This window comes from Demequina aestuarii, from assembly GCF_000975095.1.
Taxonomy (GTDB): Bacteria; Actinomycetota; Actinomycetes; order Actinomycetales; family Demequinaceae; genus Demequina; species Demequina aestuarii.
The window spans coordinates 79615-97725 of record NZ_BBRD01000001.1; the positions used below are offsets into that span (position 1 = coordinate 79615).

Below are 18111 nucleotides of genomic sequence, written 5' to 3' on the forward strand. Positions count from 1 at the left end.
CGACACGGCCGATGCGGGGACGGCTCAGGCGGTCCCGTCGGCGGTCGTCAGGGTCACGGGCGAGCCGGCACTGACGGTGCGGGACACCGTGCACGTCTTCTCCTCGGCGGCCTTCAGCGCGGCGCCGATGCGCGCGCGGGCCTTGTCGCCGTCCTCGCCCTCGGGGAAGGCGACGTCGAACAGCACCTCGATGTTGCGCAGGAACGCGGGCGACGAGCCGGCGACCTTCTGCGCGTCCACGGTGACGTCGAACTTGGTGGGCTCGGCGCGCCGCGACGTCATCATGTCCAGATCGGTGGCGGAGCAGCCGGCGATCGCGACCATCAGCAGCTCGATCGAGCTGAGCGCTCCGTCGACGTTGTAGCCGAACCGGTACTCGGCCCCCTCGGCGTTGCGGGCCAGGTAGACGCCCTCGGCCTCGCGCGTGAGAGTGACCTGCTTGTCGGTGATTTCTTCCATGGGAGCCATCCTCGCACCCCGGCGAGGCTCGTCTGACTCCCTCCGCTCGTGACGCACTGTCTCACCATGCGGACATCGCGTCTCAATGCCGCATAGCCAGGCGCGCTCGCAGCGGCTAGACTCTCGCACGAACGCATCGGCGCTGAACGCACGCGTCGACCAAGCGCAATGGCGAGCCCGCCGCGCACCTAACCTCCACGAGGAACCATGTCTGACATCACCAATGCATCTGCCCCTGCGCCCGCCTTCCCCGGCGGCACCATCCTTGGTTACCCGCGCATCGGCCGAATGCGCGAGCTGAAGCGGGCCCTCGAGTCGTTCTGGAAGGGCGCCTCGTCCGAGGCGGACCTCGAGTCCGTCGCGACGGAGCTGCGCGCCGCCAACCGCGAGCGCCTCGCCGCGCTCGGCCTGGGCCGCGCCGACTCGTCGATCCCCTCGAACTTCTCGTTCTACGACCATGTGCTCGACGCCGCCGTCACGTTCGGCGCCGTCCCCACGCGCTTCTCGCAGCTGCGGGACGAGAACGGCAGGCTCGACCTGGCCGGCTACTCGACCATCGCGCGCGGCGAAGGCGACAAGGCCCCGCTCGAGATGACCAAGTGGTTCGACTCGAACTACCACTACCTGGTTCCCGAGATCGGCCCCGAGACCGAGTTCACGCTCGCGAGCACGCGCTGGGTCGACGAGTTCGTCGAGGCCAAGGAGGCCGGCTTCGTCACCCGCCCGGTCATCACCGGCCCGCTGACCTTCCTGTACCTGTCCAAGCCGAGCGACGACGCCCCGACGGGCTTCGATCCCATCGAGCGCCTGGACGACCTGCTCGCGGTCTACGTCGAGCTGCTGGCCGCCTTCACGGCAGCGGGTGCAGAGTGGGTCCAGATCGACGAGCCCGTCCTGGTCTCCGACATCGACGCCGACCGTGCCGACGTCCTGGCCAACGCGACGAAGGTCTACGAGACCCTCGTCGGCGCCTCCGAGCGTCCCGCCCTGTTCGTCGCGGCGCCGTACCACTCGCTCGGCGACGCGCTCCCGGTCCTGAAGGACGCGGGCGTCGACGCCATCGGCATCGACCTCGTGCGCGGCTCGGTTCCGGCCGACGTCGACCTCACCGGCGCGACCATCGTCGCGGGCGTCGTCGATGGCCACAACATCTGGCGCACCGACCTCGACGAGGCACTGCGGAAGGCCGATGCGGTCGCCGCGCTCGGCGCGACCGTCACCGTCTCGTCGAGCACCAGCCTGTTCCACGTCCCGCACACCCTGCAGGGCGAGGAGCACCTGGGCGAGGAGCTGCTGAGCTGGCTCGCGTTCGCGGATGAGAAGGTGGCGGAGATCGTCACCCTCGCCGCGGCCCGCGAGCAGGGCGAGCACGCCGTCGCCGGCGCCCTCGGGGAGGCGCGTGCCGCCCTGAAGGCCCGCGGCGAGCACCCGGGCACCAACCGGGCCGATGTGCGCGATGCCCTCGCCGAGGTGGACCCGGGATGGTTCGAGCGTGGGCCGTACGCGGCGCGCGCGGCCGCTCAGGCCAACCGCTTCCACCTGCCGGAGCTCGCCACTACGACCATCGGCTCGTTCCCGCAGACCCCCGAGATCCGCAAGGCTCGCGCCGCGTGGGCCAAGGGCGAGCTCACGGACGCCGACTACGAGCAGGCGATGAAGGATGAGATCGCCTCCGTGGTGCGCCTCCAGGAGGACTTGGGGCTGGACGTGCTGGTGCACGGCGAGGCCGAGCGCAATGACATGGTGCAGTACTTCGCGGAGCTGCTCGAGGGCTTCGACGTCACCAAGAACGGCTGGGTGCAGTCCTACGGCTCGCGCTGCACACGCCCCTCGATCCTGTGGGGCGACGTGGCCCGCTCGGCGCCCATGACGGTGCGCTGGGCCGAGTACGCGCAGTCGCTGTCGGACAAGCCCGTCAAGGGCATGCTCACCGGTCCGGTGACGATCCTCGCCTGGTCGTTCGTGCGCGACGACCAGCCCCTGGGTGACACCGCCAACCAGGTGGGCCTGGCGCTGCGCCAGGAGATCGCGGACCTGGAGGCGGCCGGCATCGGCATCATCCAGGTCGACGAGCCCGCCCTGCGCGAGCTCCTGCCCCTCAAGAAGTCGGAGCAGTCCGCGTACCTCGACTGGTCGGTCAACTCGTTCCGTCTGGCGACCTCGGGAGCGAAGGACGACACCCAGGTGCACACCCACCTGTGCTACTCGGAGTTCGGCGAGATCATCGACGCGATCGACGGCCTGAATGCCGACGTCACCTCGATCGAGGCGGCTCGCTCGCGCATGGAGGTCCTCCCCGCCATCCGCAGCCACGGCTACGAGCGTCAGATCGGGCCGGGAGTGTGGGACATCCACTCTCCTCGCGTGCCGTCGACGCAGGAGGTCACCGAGCTGCTGCAGCTGGCCAAGGACTCGATCCCCGGCAAGCAGCTGTGGGTCAACCCCGACTGCGGTCTCAAGACGCGCGGCTACGAGGAGACCACCGAGACGCTGACGCACATGCTGGAGGCGACGCGCGCCGTCCGCGGCGTGTAGTCGACGCTCGCCTGAGCAACGTCGAAGGCCCGGCTCCCCGCGAGGGGGACCGGGCCTTCGCGCGTGTGATGGGGATCCTGACGGGCAGGCGGCTCGTACCAGCGTGCCGAGGCTCGTCGCATCGGAGTGTGCCGCGGCGTCATTCGCCTTCGTGGAGTGATCCAGGTAGCGCGGAACGGCGACCGCAGCGAGCACTCCGATGATCACGATGACCACCAGCAGTTCAGGCGACGAGAAGCCCTGTTCGGATCCCCGCCGGAGCGCGGGGCTACGTGGAGCTGACGTCCAGCTGGTAGTAGGCGACGTCGATCCACCGGTCGAACTTGCGGCCCACGTCGCGCAGCTGGCCGACCTCGCTCCACCCGGTCGCCAGGTGCAGGGCGACCGAGGCGTCGTTGGGCAGAGCGATCAGCGAGATCGCGGAATGCGCGTGGCCCGCGCGCAGCCGCGCGATGAGGGCGTCGTAGAGCTCGCGTCCGAGCCCGCGACCGCCAGCGCCGTGGGCGAGATAGATGGTGGTCTCGACCGAGTGCACGTAGGCCGCGCGGGGACGGTACTGGGCGGCGTAGGCGAAGCCGATGACGGAGCCCTCGTCCTCGAGCACCAGCCACGGCAGGTTCAGCTCTTGCACGCGCGCGATGCGTGACCCCATGTCCTCGGTGGACACCTCGTCGTACTCGAAGGTGATGACGGTCTCCCGTACGTACGGGTTGTAGAGCGCGGCGATGGCAGCGGCGTCGGCGGTCGTGGCGTCACGGATCATGGAGCCATTCTGCCCGGACGGTGCGCGGGTGGAGTTCTCCCGCATGGCGCTAGGTGGGCGGGATGTGCCGGGCGCGCGCGGGTGACGGGGCCGCGACGGACGGCGCCGACTGCTGTCGCCCACCCCAGGTGCCCGGCGGCGGGATCTTGTCGGCGAAGCGCATGAGCAGCGAACCCACCACGGCGAGGATCAGCACGTACGCGGCCGTGAAGGGGCCGAGCTGGGACTCGGCTCCTGCCGCCACCCCGAGGCCCGCGATCACGATCGAGAACTCCCCGCGCGGCACGAGGGAGAGGCCGGTGCGCCACTGGCCCTTGGGGCCGATGCCGTTGCGCTTGGCGGCCCACATCCCCGTGTAGATCTTGGTCACCGCCGTCACGAGCGCGAGCGCGAGCGCGGGAAGCAGCACCGGGATCAGATCGCGCGGATCGATCATCAGGCCGAAGAACACGAAGAACAGTCCGCCGAACACGTCGCGCAGCGGCGGCAGCAGGGTGCGCACATCGTCGGCGACCTGTCCCGACAGCGTGAGGCCCAGCAGGAACGCGCCGACGGCTGCCGAGACCTGGACCGCATCGGCCAGCCCGGCGACCAGGAAGGTCAGGCCGAGGACGCCCAGCAGCAGCAGCTCGCGAGAGCGCGAGTGCACGAGTCGTGACACGTGGTGGGAGAAGCGCATGGAGATCACGAAGGCGAGCGCGACGATCCCCAGCGCGACGCCCGCGGCGATGGCGCCCTGCAGCAGCGAGGCTCCTACCAGCAGGACCGCGACGATGGGCAGGAACACCGCCATCACGATGTCCTCCATCACCAGCAGGCTCAGCACGATGGGCGTCTCGCGGTTGGCGACGCGCTCGAAGTCATTGAGCAGGCGCGCGATGATGCCGGACGAGGAGATGTAGGTGACACCGGCGAGCAGCAGAGCGGCCGTGGGAGACCATCCGAGCATCAGGCCCACCGCGAAGCCGGGCACCGCGTTGGCGACGCCGTCCAGCAGGCCGGCCGCCCAGTTCGACTTGAGTCCGTTGCGCAGGTCCTCGGGCGAGTACTCGAGGCCGAGCAGGAGCAGGAGCAGCACCACGCCGATCTCAGCGCCGACCGCGAGGAACTCCTCGCCGGCGCTCACGGGGATGAAGCCGCCGTCGCCCATGACCAGACCGGCGAGCAGGTACAGCGGGATCGAGGGGATGCCGAGCCGGGCGGCGACGCGTCCGAGCACGGCCAGCACCAGCAGAATGACCCCGAGCTCGATCAGCACCGCGCCCGCATGGCTGGTCTCCGGCTCGGGGAGCACCTCCAGCGGCAGCGCGATGGCGAGCATCGCTATCCCGTCAGGATCGAGGTGGCGCTGCGCACGGCGTCGGCGCCGCCCATGACCAGGACGGTGTCCCCTGCGCGCAGGGTGAAGTCGGGTTCGGGCCCGGGAATGCCGTCGTCGCCGCGGATCACGGCGACGACGGAGGCGGACGTCTCCGTGCGGATGCGACCGTCGCCGATGGTCTTGTCCGTCAGCCCGCCTGCGGCGGGCATCGTGACCCACTCGATGGACAGTCCCTCCACCATGTGGCTGAGCGTGTCGAGGCGGGCGGTGATGTTGGTGCCGCCCAGCAGCTCGGCGACCTTGGAAGCGTCGCCCTCGGAGAGCTCGACCGTGCCCTTGCACGAATCGGGGTCCTCGCGGTCGTACAGCGCGATGTCACGTTTTCCGTCGCGACGGACCACCACGCCCACGTGGTCGCCGCCTTCGGCCTGGAACTCATACCGGACGCCGATGCCCGGGAGCGGAGTCTCGTAGATGTTCATGCGCTCAGTTTGGCACGGCGCCGGCCGTGCTCTCCGTGGGAGCGACGGCCCTGAAGCGGGCGTCGTACTCGTCGTCGACAGTGTTCTCGTCCCAATCCACCGAGTAGCCGGTGGGCGTCCCATCCGTGGCTTGCGTCAGCGCAACGCTGTGGGCCCCCTCCGCACGAGCCTCGTCGTATCTCGACACGTAGTCCGCGAGGGTGTCGAAGGACTCGATGGTGGTGAACTCGTCGATCTGGCTCCACTCGTCCAGACCCTCGACCTCGACGACCTCGTGATCGCGTACGGTGACGCGCCACTCGCCGTGGGCCGGGCCGAAGGCGGTGATGGTCGCCTCGTAGGTGTAGTCCGCCGGTTCGTCCCAGTCCTCGGCAGGGCCAGCGGCGCACGCGCTCGTCGCGGCGACCACGGCCGCTGCGGCCATGAGCAGGGAACCGCGACTGAGCCTTCGCATGAGGCCACTATGTCAGCGGGAACACGCCCGGGGAAGGCGTCAGGCCTCGTGCACCAGCCCCAGTTCAATGAGCCGCTCCCACGCCATGCGCATCAGGAAGGGGTCGTCGATCTGAATGTGCCGAAGCGCGGCGAACACCTGGAACGCCCGCGCGCGGGTGGCGGTGGGCTCAGAGATCTCGCCGTAGCCCGCCCAGAAGTGCGGGTGCATGTCACGGGAGAGCAGGTTCGCGGCATAGCCCAGATCCGCGGCAGGATCCCCCGCACCGAAGTTGTGCCACAGCAGAATCCCCGCGAACGATCCCCGATCGGAGAGGATCGCGCGGGGCTCGAGCCGTCCGTGGGTCCAGGTGAACGAGACCTCCCGCGAGGCGGCCTCGCCGGCCTCGAAGATGGCCCTGGCGGCAGCGGCGTCGATGATGCGGTTCTCGGGAGCCCCGCGATCGCAGGCGAAGGCGAGCATCGACGAGAAGTGGTCCTCGAGGTCAGGGAGCCCCAGTCCCGTCCGAGGGTTCAGCGGCGCACCGGGCGGGCTCGGGGCGTGCACCTGGCGCAGCGTCTCGCCCAGCGGGCGCGCGGACTCGACATGCAGCGGCACGAACCCCGCGGTCGACGCCGAGATCCACGGCACCAGGGCCCAGTGGTAGGGGAAGCCATGGCCAGGGACACCCGTCGCGATGGGGTGGCTGGAGGGGAAGGTCCACCGGTCCACATGCGGGGTGATGAGGTCGACGACGCGCGCGTAGTGCTCGTCTCTGCCCGGAAGTCGCGGGAAGATCGCGCCATAGTCGTCGCCGATCCTCATGGCGAACTGATCCTCGAGCGTGTACCGGCGCCCTAACTCACGACCGGCGAGCTCCGGGAACTGCTCATCAATGAGTGCTCGTACCGTTTCATCCGCGATGTAGATCGGTTCAGTGGGGGACATGGGGTCAGCCTAGTCACGCACGTTCTGCGCGCTGGGGCGATTGCGTCAAGATGGGTGCATGACGACAGCGCCCGATTCCGCCCTGCCCTCGGCCGTCCTCGTCGACCTCGACGGCACCCTGGCGCACATGGGCGATCGCCACCCGTTCGCGACCACGGGGTACCACCTGGACGCTCCGAACAAGCCCGTGCTCGAGGTGGTGAGAGCGCTGCACCTCGCGGGGCATGCCATCGTCGTGATCTCCGGCCGCAAGGAGGTGTCGCGAGCGGAGACCGAGTGGTGGCTCAGCGCCCACCTGCCGGTGCCGTACGAGGGACTCCACCTCCGGCCCGACGCGGATGAGCGCTCCGATGGCGTGGTCAAGCGGGAGATCTTCGAGCGCGAGATCGTGCCCCGGTTCGACGTGCTGTGCGTGCTCGACGACCGCAACCACGTGGTCGACATGTGGCGCGACGAGCTGGGCCTCACCTGCCTCCAGGTGGCTCCTGGCGACTTCTAGCGGCCGCGCCAGCCATCGTCAGTCCTGGTCCCGCCGCGCCTTCCACTCGCGCGCGAGGATGCCGTACATCGCGTCGTCCGACACCTCGTCCTCGACCCAGTAGCGCTCGCGTCGGATGCCTTCGGGGATGAACCCGATCCGCTCGAGCACTTTGATCGAGCTGATGTTGTGGGGATGGGTCGAGGCTTCGACGCGGTGCACGCCCAGGTCGAACACCGCATAGTCCACGAGTCGCGCGGTCGCCTCGGTGGCGTAGTAGTGGCCCCGCGCCCATGGGTGGAGAGTGAAGCCGACCTCTGCGGTGCGACCGTTCTCGGACAGCCAGATGGCGACGTCGCCCAGCACCCTGTCGTCCCGGGTGCGGACCACGGCGAACTGGTACCAATGACCGGGCATCGGGCCCGGCCTGGACGTGACGTCTGCAATGAGCTCCCGCGCACGCTCGACCGGATAGGGCGCGCGCCATGCCTGGTACTGGGCCGTGGTGGTGTCGGAGCGGCGCTCGGCGAGGTCCTCAGCGTCGTCCATCGTCATCGGCCGCAGCGTGAGGCGCTCGGATCTCAACGTCTCCATCTTCCGACCCTAGCCTGACGGCCCGTCCCTCCGCTCGATGTCCACTGCCGCCACCACTCGCGCGCTGGAGAGTCATCAGGCCCGGGCTGCGCCGCGGCGTGCGCCGTCGATGGTCGTGGCGCCTCTTCGCCTACTCTCATCTCATGCCGCGCCTGCGCCGCTCTCGCCCCTCCGAGCCGGGTCTGACGCGCCGCCGAGCGGGGAAGGGCTGGACGTATCGCGACGAGGCCGGCCACCGCATCGGCGATCCCGAGGTGCTGGAGCGCATCCGCGGGCTCGCCATTCCGCCCGCGTGGACCGACGTGTGGATCTGTCCATGGCCGCACGGTCACCTGCAGGCGCTCGGCACAGACGAGGCGGGGCGCCGTCAGTACCTGTATCACCCCGCCTGGCGAGAGCGCCGGGATCGCGCCAAGCACGAGCGAGTGCTCGAGGTCGCGGCGGGGCTGCCTGCCGCTCGGGCGGTCGCCGATGCGGACGCGAGCCGAGACGACATGTCGCGCGCGCACGTCCTGGGGATTGCGTTCCGGCTGCTCGACCGCGGCCTGTTCCGCGTGGGCGGCGAGGGGTACGCCGCGGACAACGGCTCTTACGGTCTCGCGACGATCCTGCGGGAGCATGCGCGGGTCACGTCCGACGGCGTGGAGTTCGACTACGTCGCCAAGTCAGGCAAGCGACGCCACGTGGTGGTGCGCGACGCGGAGGCCGAGGCTGCCATCGCCACTCTCAAGCGCCGCAGCGACGACGACGCCCAGCTTCTGGCATGGCGCGAGGCCGGCACGCCCGTGTCGTGGCGCGACATCACGAGCGATGACATCAACGGCTACATCCAGATGGTCGTTCAGCCCGATGCGACGGCCAAGGACTTCCGCACCTGGCACGGGACCGTCATCGCGGCGCAGGCGCTCGCTCGTGCCGGTGACGCTGCAGAGATGAGCCCCACCGAACGAAGGAAGGCGGTGGCGGGAGTGATGAGGGAGGTGGCCGCTCAGCTGGGCAACACCCCCGCCGTCGCCCGCGCGTCCTATGTCGACCCCCGAGTGGTCGACCTGTGGGAGGACGGCAGCTCGATCGCTCCGGTGGTGGAGGCGCTGGGGGATCACGGCGAGGAGCTGTCGCCTGGTGCACGGGACGCGGCGATCCAGGCTGCGCTCGAGCAGTCGGTCGTGGACCTTCTCACCACGTCACCGGTGGCGCTCGCACGCACGTGGCAGCGCAGTGCCCGACGCGCTCGAAGGATCGCGCGCGCGACCGGCTGAACGCTATCGCGAAGCCGAGTCGGCTATGCGGCCCTGACGGCCGAAGACTCCACCCAGTCCTGCAGCGACCGCAGGCCGGCGGAGTGATACGGCTCGTCCGCGATGGAGGCCAGCGTCACCGCATACGCCACCGCCCGCGCCGCCACCCGCAGACGGCCAGGGCTCCCGGCCCCCACGCGCATCGGCCCGTCGGCGGTGCCATACGCCTGCAGCAGTGCCTCCACGTGGACCGACCCCACCAGCGTGCAGGCCTGGCCGAGGTCTGTCGCCGGGTCGGCTGCACCCGCATCGCCCCAGTCCAGCAGGCCAGCGAGCCTGCCGTCGCGGGTCAGCACGTTCGCTCCGTGGATGTCGAGGTGGCTCCAGGTGCGCGGGGGTTCCACGGTGTCCGCCGCCGCCTCGACGATGGAGCGCAGCACGTCGGCGTGCTCGAGTGCGAGCTCTCCTGTCTCCTCCAGGCCCCGCAGGCGCGCATCGAAGACCTCTGCGACGTCCTCGAGGCTGCCCGAGCGGTAGGGGTTCAGCGGCGCATCGTCCGGCACGGGCCGGTGCACCTGTGCGAGAGCCGTTCCCAGGTCGCGTGCGCCAGCGTCCGTGAGGGGGGCGTCGAAGGCTCGTCGGCCGGAGAGCCACGGCACGACGCTCCAGCGCCACGGGTATTCGCCGCCGGGCTCGCCCACCCGAATCGGCACCGGGGCAGGGAACGCCCAGTGGTGGCCGATGCGCGGGAGCCAGTCGAGTTCTGTCGCGGTGATCTCGGCCGCAGAGGCACGGCGGGGCATCCTCACGGCGAGCTGCGAACCGAGCCGATAGGTGACGTTGTCCCAGCCCTCGGAGCGTGCGCCGATCGAGAGATCGCTCAGGTCAGGGTGCTGCTCAGCGAGCAGCACCGTCACCAGTTCCTCGTCGATCACCACCTCGGCGACCGGCATGCGCATCGTCGTCACTCCGTCAGCGTATGCCCGTGCTCGCCTGTCGCCATGTCATTCGACGTGCGCGCCGCGAGACCGGCCGATGTGCGCGGGCCCGCTCTCCGCTGCGCCCTGGCGGGACATGAGTGGCAGAACGGGGCAGATTCCTGCACTCATGTCCCTCGAGAGCGACGCGAGTCGAGGTGGGGAGACCGATGGCCCCTGCCACAATGGGCGCCATGGACGACGACGAGCCCAAGGCCGACGGCAAGCGGTGGAACCTCAACATCCACTACCAGCGCGCGGTGGTCGAGGAGGTTCCAGAGACGGCACGCACCGCTCTGGACGTGGGGTGCGGCGAGGGGCTGTTCGCCCGCACCCTCGCGGCTCGCGGCCTTGATGTGACCGGCATCGACGAGGATGCCGACAGCATTCGCCGTGCCCGTGCCCAGGACACCACGCGCGTCACGTACCTCGAGGGAGACGTCTTCGAGGCGGACCTGCCCCGTGAGTCGTTCGACGTCGTGTCAGCGATCGCGTCGCTGCACCACATGGACATCAGCGAGGGCCTCGAGCGGCTCAAGGAGCTCACGGCCCCGGGAGGCACCGTCCTCGTGGTGGGCCTCGCGAAGGCGACCTGGCGCGACATCCCGCGCGAGATGGCGGCTTCGGTGGTGGACAAGGCCCAGCGGCTGGTCCGCGGCTACTGGCATCACGACTCGCCGTGCGCGTGGCCGCCTCCGCACACGTATGGGGACGTGAAGCGCGAGTCGGCACGCCTGATGCCCGGCAGCGTCTTCTCCCAGAAGCTGCTGTGGCGCTACACCCTCGTATGGACCAAGCCGGCGTCCGAGCACGGAGCGCTCGAGGACTGACGCTCGCGCATCGGCCCTCCGCTCATCGGCCGTCCTAGCCGAGGTGCGTGGACGCGCCCATGCGGCGCACGGCCTCCGTGATGATGTCGGGGTGGGTCGCGATGTTGAGCCTCACGTGGCCCTCGCCGCCCGCGCCGAACGTCGGCCCAGAGTTGAGCGCGACTCGCGCGTGCTCGAGGAAGTGCGCGGACGGGTCCTCGTCGAGTTCGAGCGGCCGGCAGTCGATCCACGTGAGGTAGGTGGCCTCTGGCAGCCGGTAGTCGGCGCCGGCGAGGTGCTCATGGATGAGCGTCCCCAGCAGCCGGCGGTTGGCGTCGAGCCCCGCCATCAGATCGTCGAGCCACGCGGCACCGTGCCGGTACGCGGCGGTCTGCGCGATGGTCCCCAGGTGCGTGGGTCCGTGGTGGGGGGACGATGCGTACGAGGCGAGTTCGCGCTGCGCGGCGGGGCCGCCGATGACGATGGCCGCCGGGATCCCGGCGAGGTTCCACGCCTTCGATGCGGCCATCAGGGAGAAGCCGTTCTCGGCACCCGCGACGGACAGGTACGGCACGAACTCGTGCTCGGCGTAGACCAGAGGCGCGTGAATCTCGTCCGCCACGACGCGCACGCCGTAGCGGTCGGCGAGCGTCGCGACCTGCTCGAGCTCGGTGCGGGTGTGCGCGACGCCCGTGGGGTTGTGGGGGCTGCACAGCAGGTAGGCGGCGGGGCGGCCGCCATCGGTGGCACGGCGGAACGCGTCCTCGAGAGCAGAGAAGTCGAGTCGCAGATCCTCGCCGAGCGGGGCATCGATGACGTTCCGGCCAGCGGCCTTGAGGTAGGAGAAGAACGGCGGGTACACCGGGGGGTTCACGATGACGTCGCTGCCGGCTTCGGTGAGCATCGAGATGACGTCCACGTAGCCGGTGATGACGTCCGCGACCGTTGCCATGTGCCCGGGGGAGATCGACCAGCCCCAGCGATCGTCCGCGAATCCCGCCAGCGCCTCGGTGTAGGCCGTGCCCGCCGGGTACCCGAGGTCACCGCTCGTGACCGCCCGCTCGAGCGCTTCGCGGACCGGCGGCGCGGGCGCGACGTCCATCTCCGCGACCCACAGCGGCAGTACGTCGGAGCTGTACCTCCGCCACTTCGCCGAGGTGCGCGAACGCAGCGAGGGAAGGGTGAGTTCGGTGAGCGGATTGGTGCGCTGAGTCGTGTGGGCGGGAGTGGCCATCCCCACACTGTGGCGAACGGCCGATGCACGCGCAAGTCAGTTCTGGCCGCGCGCCCTCGGCCTGGGGTGCCGGGGGCTTCCTACAATCAGCCCATGAGCAAGGGTGGCAGGAGCAACGAAGCTGGGCGCTTCCCGGTGGGAGTGGTGGTCGCGATCGCGGTCGTGGGGCTCGCAGGGCTCGGGGCGTACTGGCTCCTCGGGGAGTACGGATTCATCGGGGATCCGACGGCTGACGTGACGGCGTCGCCCGAGGCGGAGGGCGCTGGCGTGGACGACGGCAGGCCCGAGTGGCTTCAGGGCACCGCGTACGAGCTGCCCCCCATGACCAGTCCAGAGAACGAGCTCGAGCCGCCCGCGCGGATCCTCGAGGGGTGGGTGTGGGAGCTCGTCGACGACGACTGGTCGCTCACGGTGGTGCGTGAGGGCGAGGGCGACAACGACACATCGTTGTCGGATTACCAGGCGCTGTACCTGGTGAGCCCCACTGAGGACACGTTCAAGATCTCCGACCTCCGCACCGACTTCGACATGGGCCTGGTCCACTGGGACCCCGCGCTTCAGGTGGCGTGGATCGAGCGCGGCGGCAGATCCGACCTCGAGCAGGTGGTCGAGTACGACCTGCTCACCCTTGAGAGCACCGAGGACTTCGTGGGCTCCGTCGTGAGCTCGACGAACCTTGTCGACGGCGGCGTGGTCAACATCGAGTACCGCGCGGACATGGGCGACGAGCGAGAGCTGTGGGTCTCGTTCGATCCGAGCGGCTACGCGACCGGAGTGTTCTGGCGCACTGGAACGGAGTGGGAGAAGAGCCTCATCTCCGACCAGGTTCGGCGCATGGTGCAGCAGGGGCTCTCGCGCGAACGAGGTGTCGAGGCGTGGTTCGACCCGGCCTCTGAACGTGCCGTCTACCACGGGGTATTCATCGACCCCGATACTGAGCGCCTCGCGGACGAGATGTGGGTGGTGCAGGACCTCGGCACCGAGGAGTTCGACGACGGCGTCGTGGTCGCGGTGCCGAGCGACGACTGCAGGCCCGTGGACGGGCCGCGCTCCGGGACCTTCGAGGGCGACCGCATCGTCGCGCTGTGCGGCGACACGGAGTACCTGCTGGATCCCTATGGCAACGAGGCTCCAGTCGAGCGGTAGCGCCGCCTTCTGACCAGGCCACACCCTCCACCGGCGGGCTGACCAGTACGCCGAAAGTCGTACGTCCCGCGGCTTCCAGAATCAACCCTGGGGCCATCGTGGCGCACGCGTGATCTTCCTACGCTCGAAAGCAACCGAGCACGAGGAGAGATCATGATCGAGGCACAAGGCCTGACCAAGCGTTACGGCTCCACGACTGCGGTGGCCGACATGTCGTTCACGGTGGAGCCGGGCCGGGTCACCGGCTTCCTGGGGCCCAACGGAGCGGGCAAGTCCACCACCATGCGCATGACGGTGGGATTGGATGCGCCCACCAAGGGTGAGGTGACCGTCAACGGCCGCCGCTACGTCGACCACGGCGCACCACTGCGCGAGATCGGCGTGCTGCTGGACGCCAAGGCGGTGCACCCCGGCCGTACGGCGCGCCGCCATCTCACGGCGATGGCGGCCACCCACGGCATCAGCCGTACCCGCGTGGACGAGGTCATCGACATCGCCGGCCTTGCGAGCGTGGCCGACAAGCGAGTGGGCGGCTTCTCCCTAGGAATGGGGCAGCGGCTGGGCATCGCGGCGGCGCTGCTGGGGGATCCCCAGACCCTGATCCTGGACGAGCCGGTCAACGGACTCGACCCTGAGGGCGTGCTGTGGGTGCGCCGACTGGCCCGTTCACTCGCGGACCAGGGCCGGACCGTGTTCTTGTCCTCGCACCTGATGGCCGAGATGGCCCTCACTGCGGATCACGTGATCGTGGTGGGCCGAGGCCGCGTCCTCGCCGACGCCCCGGTCTCCGACCTGATCGCGGCCGCGCACGGAGAACGGGTCAGGGTCGCGAGCCCTCACGCGGAGCGACTCGAGGCCGTGCTGCGCTCGCAGCAGGCCACGGTTGTCGCCACCGGCCGCGACTCCCTCGAGGTCACGGGGCTCTCCGCTGCGCAGGTCGGCGACGCTGCGGCCGATGCGCAGGTGGCCCTGCACGAACTCACGGCGATCGCCGGTTCGCTCGAGGACGCCTACCTGCAGCTCACCGCCGAGGACGTGGAGTTCCGCTCCGCTCCGATGGACACGCACGAGACCGACGCCATGGCGTCCCAGAACGAAGGTGGATCACGATGAGCACGACAGTATTGACCAAGAAGGCCGCCCCGGTGGGGACGACGAGCACGGCGACAGGTCCGGTGACGCTGTGGCGCACCGTGGTCGCCGAGTGGATCAAGTTCGTAGGACTGCGCTCCACTGTGTGGACGCTGGTAGCCATGGTGGTGCTGCTCGTGGGAGTCAGCGTGTTGGCCGCGTGGGGTGCGACGACCGCGCTCGTCGACGCAGGCCCAGGCCAGGGCAACGTGGCGCAGTACCTGAGCGCCGGCTATCAGCTGGCTCAGCTTGCGGTCGCCGTTCTCGGCGTCCTGGCGATGGGTGGCGAGTACTCGACCGGTGCCATCCGTACGACTCTCGCGACGGTTCCGCGCCGGTGGATGGTGCTGGTGGCCAAGGCCATCGTGCTCGGCGGTGTGATCGCCGTGGTGACGCTGGTCTCGATGGTCGCCTCCTATGTCGCCACCATGCCGTTCCACAGCACACTGGGCATCGAGCTCGACTTCGCGGACCCGGACGTGGGACGGATGCTGGTGGGGCTGCCGCTGTACCTCGTCGCCATCTCGTTGCTGGCGCTCGGGATCGGGGCGCTGCTGCGCCACACGGCTGCAGGCCTGACTCTGGTGGTCGGTCTCCTGCTGGTGATCGAGAACGTGATCGCGTTGGTCCCACTGAAGTTGTTTGACCTGGTAAGCCCGTTCCTGCCGATGACCGCGGGCAGCAAGGTGCTGTTCGACAGCGATACTCTGGCAATGATCGACGAGGCCAGCACCGGCGCGAACCTGACCCCGTGGGTGAGTTTCGGGGTGCTCGTGGCTTGGGCGGTGACACTGCTCGCGTTGGCAATGGTGTCGCTGCGACGCCGCGACGCATAGCTGATCGACGGAACGGGAGGTCACGGTGACCGCGGAACGGGCTCACGTCGTCGAGCCGGACGGCCGTCGGCTCGGCCCCGTGCGCCGCTACCTCCGCGCTCATCCGCGGCTGGTGGATGTCGCCGTGTCCGCGTTCTACGTTCTCAATGTCGTCCTGGCCGCTCCCGACCCGTATCACCCGCTCAGCGCACCGGTCGCCGCCCTTGTGGCGGCGGCCGGTGCAGGTGCGCTTCTCCTGCGCCGCAGGCGCCCCACGTGGGTCGTCGCGGCATTCGTGGTCATGGCCGGAGTGTCCCTGCTGACAGTGGGGCAGCTCGGCGGCACGGAGCTCGGCATTGCGCTCGCGCTGTATGCCCTGGCCGTGGCGCGGCCGCCCACGGAGACATGGTGGTCGGCAGCGGCGGCGGTCGCTGGCGCGACGGTGACGATCTGGCTCGTGCAGGATGACTCACCCGCAGCATTCAGGACAGACGACGGCACGTCGATCGCGCTGGTGGACGAACGGATCACGAACACGTTCGGAATCGTGACGCTCGCGCTTGTGGGCGTCGCTTTCGGGATCAGCGTGCGCCTGCGGCGGGAACGCATGGCAGGCCTCGTCGAACGCGCTGCCGCTCTCGAACGCGACCGGGATCGGCAGGCTCAGGTGGCGCGGGCCGAGGAACGCGCCCGCATCGCTCGGGAGGTGCACGACGTGGTCGCGCACAGCGTGTCCGTGATGGTGAGACTCGCCGACGGCGCGTCGGTGGCACTCGACCGTCAGCCCGATCAGGCCCGGGTCGCGCTCGGTGAGCTTTCGCGCACGGGGCGCGCGGCGCTGAGCGACATGCGCCGAGTGCTCGGCGCCGTGGCGGATGGGGAGGCTCCGATGGGCCCGGCCGGGGAGAGCCGTGATCTGCGCGAGGTCGTCGAGGGATTCCGGGCCGCCGGGTTGCCGGTGAGCGCCGAGGGTCTTGGACTCGCACTGCCAGAGCACACCGGTGTGCGCCTGGCGCTCTACCGGGTGGTCCAGGAGTCGCTCACCAATGTCTTGCGGCACGCCCCGGGGACCGCCGGGGTGAGCCTGGTGATCCGTCACGAACCGGGTCGGTGGATCGTGACGGTGGTCGATCAGGGAGCGGCTGAGCGGGGCGCGGAGTCTGAGGGCGCCGGCCTGGGTCTCATCGGGATGCGCGAACGCGTGGCGCTCCTGGGCGGCACCGTCGATGCGGGTCCCTTGGGCCACGGCTGGCGCGTGACGGCTGAGCTGCCCGTGGAGGAGGCCCCATGACGTCCCCCCGACTGCGCGTTCTCCTGGTCGACGATCAGGCCTTGGTGCGCATGGGCTTCTCGCTCGTCCTGGCGGGTGAGGACGATCTCGACGTGGTCGGAGAGGCGGGAGACGGTACGACCGCCGTCGCGCAGGTGCGGGCGCTGCGCCCCGACGTGGTGCTGATGGACGTGCGGATGCCCAGCATGAACGGCATCGAGGCGACGCGCCTCATCGTCGCGGAGCACCCCGAGACCCGGGTGCTGGTGCTCACGACGTTCGACCTGGACGAGTACGCGTTCGGGGCGCTCCGCGCGGGCGCGAGCGGTTTCCTCCTCAAGGATGCACGGCCAGCGGAGCTGGTGGAGGCGATCCGCTCCGTTGCTTCCGGGGACGCGGTGATGACGCCCCGCGTCACTCGGCGCATGCTCGAGATGTTCGCGGACCGCCTGCCCAAGGCCGATGCGCCCGCCTCCACGGGCGACACCCGACTGGACGCTCTGTCGCCACGAGAGACCGAGGTGCTGCGAGCCGTGGCGACGGGGCACTCGAACGCAGAGATCGCCGCCGAATTGTTCGTCGCGGAGGCGACGGTCAAGACCCATGTGGGCCGGATCCTCGCCAAGCTGGGCGTCCGGGATCGCGTGCAGGCGGTGATCGTCGCCTACGAGGCAGGGCTGGTCGAGCCGTGACACCGGGTGCCGGACTCCGTACTACGCGCTCTGGCGCCGGAACACTCGTGTGCCGATGGCGATGCCGAAGAGCACCAGGGCCACCGTGATGGCCACGCCCCACAGGGCCACCGGGTCGGTGAGCTCTCCGCGGAACATGGCACGAACGCCCTCCACCACGTGCTTGAGAGGGTTGGCGTCGGAGAGCAGCTGCAGCCAGCGCGGGGCCAGCGACATCGGCAGCAGGATTCCGGACAGCAGCAGCAACGGCAGCGCCACGCCGTTGAGCAGTGGGGCAAAGGAGTCCTCTGACTTCAGCGTGAGCGCCACGGCGTAACTGAGCGACGCGAAGCACCCACCCAGGAGAGCGACTGTCCCCACGCCCGCGACGAGCGCCCACCACGGTGCACGCAGCCCGAACAGCAGCGCCACCAGCACCAGGATCGTTCCCTGCACCAGCAGCACCACCACGTCGCGCATGACCCGGCCCAGCAGCAGCGAGGCTCGTGACGCAGGTGTGACGCGCATGCGCTCGATCACTCCGGAGCGCCACTCTGAGATGAGCCCGAAGCCGACGAAGCTCGCGCCGAACAGTCCCAACTGCACGAGCAGACCGGGGACGAAGATCTGCCAGGCGTCGACATCCTCGCCAAAGGCGCGGGTGTCGGCGATGGTCTCGAGCAGCGGACCGAACAGTGCGAGGTACAGGATGGGCTGCAGCAGCCCGAACACGACCCACACGGGCTGGCGCAGGCTCAGCCGCATGGCGCGCGTGAAGATGATCCAGGTGTCGCGAGCGATCGTCAT

The 18111-nt window shown here is 69.7% G+C and carries 19 protein-coding genes; 9 read left to right on the forward strand and 10 right to left on the reverse strand.

The annotated features are described in order from the left end of the window. Positions 1-24: 24 nt before the first annotated feature. Positions 25-459, reverse strand: coding sequence for an OsmC family protein (locus tag AOP72_RS00330; RefSeq protein WP_062130809.1), 435 nt, complete (start codon positions 457-459; stop codon positions 25-27). A gap of 207 nt (positions 460-666) precedes the next feature. On the opposite strand from AOP72_RS00330, the gene metE reads away from it, so the two are divergent. Continuing rightward, positions 667-2994, forward strand: a complete 2328-nt coding sequence (gene metE / locus AOP72_RS00335) for a 5-methyltetrahydropteroyltriglutamate--homocysteine S-methyltransferase (RefSeq protein ID WP_062130812.1) — start codon at positions 667-669, stop codon at positions 2992-2994. A 268-nt stretch (positions 2995-3262) separates the two neighbouring features. Here the strand turns inward: metE and AOP72_RS00340 are convergent, their stop codons facing one another. Genes AOP72_RS00340 through AOP72_RS00360 form a run of 5 tightly spaced genes read right to left on the reverse strand, consistent with a single transcriptional unit; the run spans position 3263 to position 6941 of the window. Next, positions 3263-3757: a GNAT family N-acetyltransferase gene (locus AOP72_RS00340; protein ID WP_062130815.1), complete on the reverse strand. Its 495-nt coding sequence runs from the start codon at positions 3755-3757 to the stop codon at positions 3263-3265. A gap of 49 nt (positions 3758-3806) precedes the next feature. After that, positions 3807-5078 carry a cation:proton antiporter gene (locus AOP72_RS00345; RefSeq protein ID WP_062130818.1) on the reverse strand — a complete coding sequence of 424 codons (1272 nt, stop codon included), beginning with the start codon at positions 5076-5078 and terminating at the stop codon, positions 3807-3809. Between the two features lie 2 nt (positions 5079-5080). Beyond that, positions 5081-5560 carry a cation:proton antiporter regulatory subunit gene (locus AOP72_RS00350; RefSeq protein WP_062130821.1) on the reverse strand — a complete coding sequence of 160 codons (480 nt, stop codon included), beginning with the start codon at positions 5558-5560 and terminating at the stop codon, positions 5081-5083. A 4-nt stretch (positions 5561-5564) separates the two neighbouring features. Beyond that, a complete protein-coding gene (locus AOP72_RS13330) occupies positions 5565-6014 on the reverse strand; it encodes a DUF6174 domain-containing protein (protein WP_152650185.1) in 450 nt (149 codons plus the stop codon). A gap of 39 nt (positions 6015-6053) precedes the next feature. Then, the gene (locus AOP72_RS00360) at positions 6054-6941 is read right to left on the reverse strand and encodes a phosphotransferase (RefSeq protein WP_062130827.1); all 888 of its coding nucleotides are present in this window, start codon (positions 6939-6941) and stop codon (positions 6054-6056) included. A gap of 58 nt (positions 6942-6999) precedes the next feature. On the opposite strand from AOP72_RS00360, the gene AOP72_RS00365 reads away from it, so the two are divergent. After that, the gene (locus tag AOP72_RS00365) at positions 7000-7440 is read left to right on the forward strand and encodes a phosphatase domain-containing protein (RefSeq protein WP_062130830.1); all 441 of its coding nucleotides are present in this window, start codon (positions 7000-7002) and stop codon (positions 7438-7440) included. A gap of 18 nt (positions 7441-7458) precedes the next feature. On the opposite strand, the gene AOP72_RS00370 is transcribed toward AOP72_RS00365, so the two are convergent. Beyond that, a complete protein-coding gene (locus AOP72_RS00370) occupies positions 7459-8013 on the reverse strand; it encodes a GNAT family N-acetyltransferase (protein ID WP_062130833.1) in 555 nt (184 codons plus the stop codon). A gap of 143 nt (positions 8014-8156) precedes the next feature. On the opposite strand from AOP72_RS00370, the gene AOP72_RS00375 reads away from it, so the two are divergent. Beyond that, positions 8157-9272, forward strand: a complete 1116-nt coding sequence (locus tag AOP72_RS00375; RefSeq protein ID WP_084631792.1) for a DNA topoisomerase IB — start codon at positions 8157-8159, stop codon at positions 9270-9272. A gap of 23 nt (positions 9273-9295) precedes the next feature. Here the strand turns inward: AOP72_RS00375 and AOP72_RS00380 are convergent, their stop codons facing one another. Then, entirely contained in the window at positions 9296-10210 is a 915-nt protein-coding gene (locus AOP72_RS00380; protein ID WP_062130836.1) for a phosphotransferase, read from the reverse strand. A gap of 212 nt (positions 10211-10422) precedes the next feature. On the opposite strand from AOP72_RS00380, the gene AOP72_RS00385 reads away from it, so the two are divergent. Continuing rightward, on the forward strand, positions 10423-11058 hold the full coding sequence (locus tag AOP72_RS00385) for a class I SAM-dependent methyltransferase (RefSeq protein WP_084631794.1): 636 nt from the start codon (positions 10423-10425) through the stop codon (positions 11056-11058). A 34-nt stretch (positions 11059-11092) separates the two neighbouring features. Here AOP72_RS00385 and AOP72_RS00390 read toward each other — a convergent pair whose 3' ends face one another. Next, the gene (locus tag AOP72_RS00390; protein WP_062130842.1) at positions 11093-12271 is read right to left on the reverse strand and encodes a MalY/PatB family protein; all 1179 of its coding nucleotides are present in this window, start codon (positions 12269-12271) and stop codon (positions 11093-11095) included. 93 nt (positions 12272-12364) lie between these two features. On the opposite strand from AOP72_RS00390, the gene AOP72_RS00395 reads away from it, so the two are divergent. The 5 genes from AOP72_RS00395 to AOP72_RS00415 all read left to right on the forward strand — a co-directional run bounded on the left by AOP72_RS00395 (position 12365) and on the right by AOP72_RS00415 (position 17325). Beyond that, positions 12365-13417: a hypothetical protein gene (locus tag AOP72_RS00395; protein ID WP_152650187.1), complete on the forward strand. Its 1053-nt coding sequence runs from the start codon at positions 12365-12367 to the stop codon at positions 13415-13417. Between the two features lie 153 nt (positions 13418-13570). Continuing rightward, positions 13571-14530, forward strand: a complete 960-nt coding sequence (locus tag AOP72_RS00400) for an ABC transporter ATP-binding protein (RefSeq protein ID WP_062130847.1) — start codon at positions 13571-13573, stop codon at positions 14528-14530. Further along, positions 14527-15384, forward strand: a complete 858-nt coding sequence (locus AOP72_RS00405) for an ABC-2 transporter permease (protein ID WP_084631054.1) — start codon at positions 14527-14529, stop codon at positions 15382-15384. The genes AOP72_RS00400 and AOP72_RS00405 overlap by 4 nt, the downstream gene beginning before the upstream one ends. 25 nt (positions 15385-15409) lie before the next feature. After that, positions 15410-16654: a sensor histidine kinase gene (locus AOP72_RS00410; protein ID WP_062130854.1), complete on the forward strand. Its 1245-nt coding sequence runs from the start codon at positions 15410-15412 to the stop codon at positions 16652-16654. Continuing rightward, positions 16651-17325 carry a response regulator gene (locus tag AOP72_RS00415; RefSeq protein ID WP_062130857.1) on the forward strand — a complete coding sequence of 225 codons (675 nt, stop codon included), beginning with the start codon at positions 16651-16653 and terminating at the stop codon, positions 17323-17325. Before AOP72_RS00410 ends, AOP72_RS00415 begins: the two co-directional genes overlap by 4 nt. Before the next feature lie 21 nt (positions 17326-17346). Here the strand turns inward: AOP72_RS00415 and AOP72_RS00420 are convergent, their stop codons facing one another. After that, entirely contained in the window at positions 17347-18111 is a 765-nt protein-coding gene (locus AOP72_RS00420) for an ABC transporter permease (RefSeq protein WP_062130860.1), read from the reverse strand.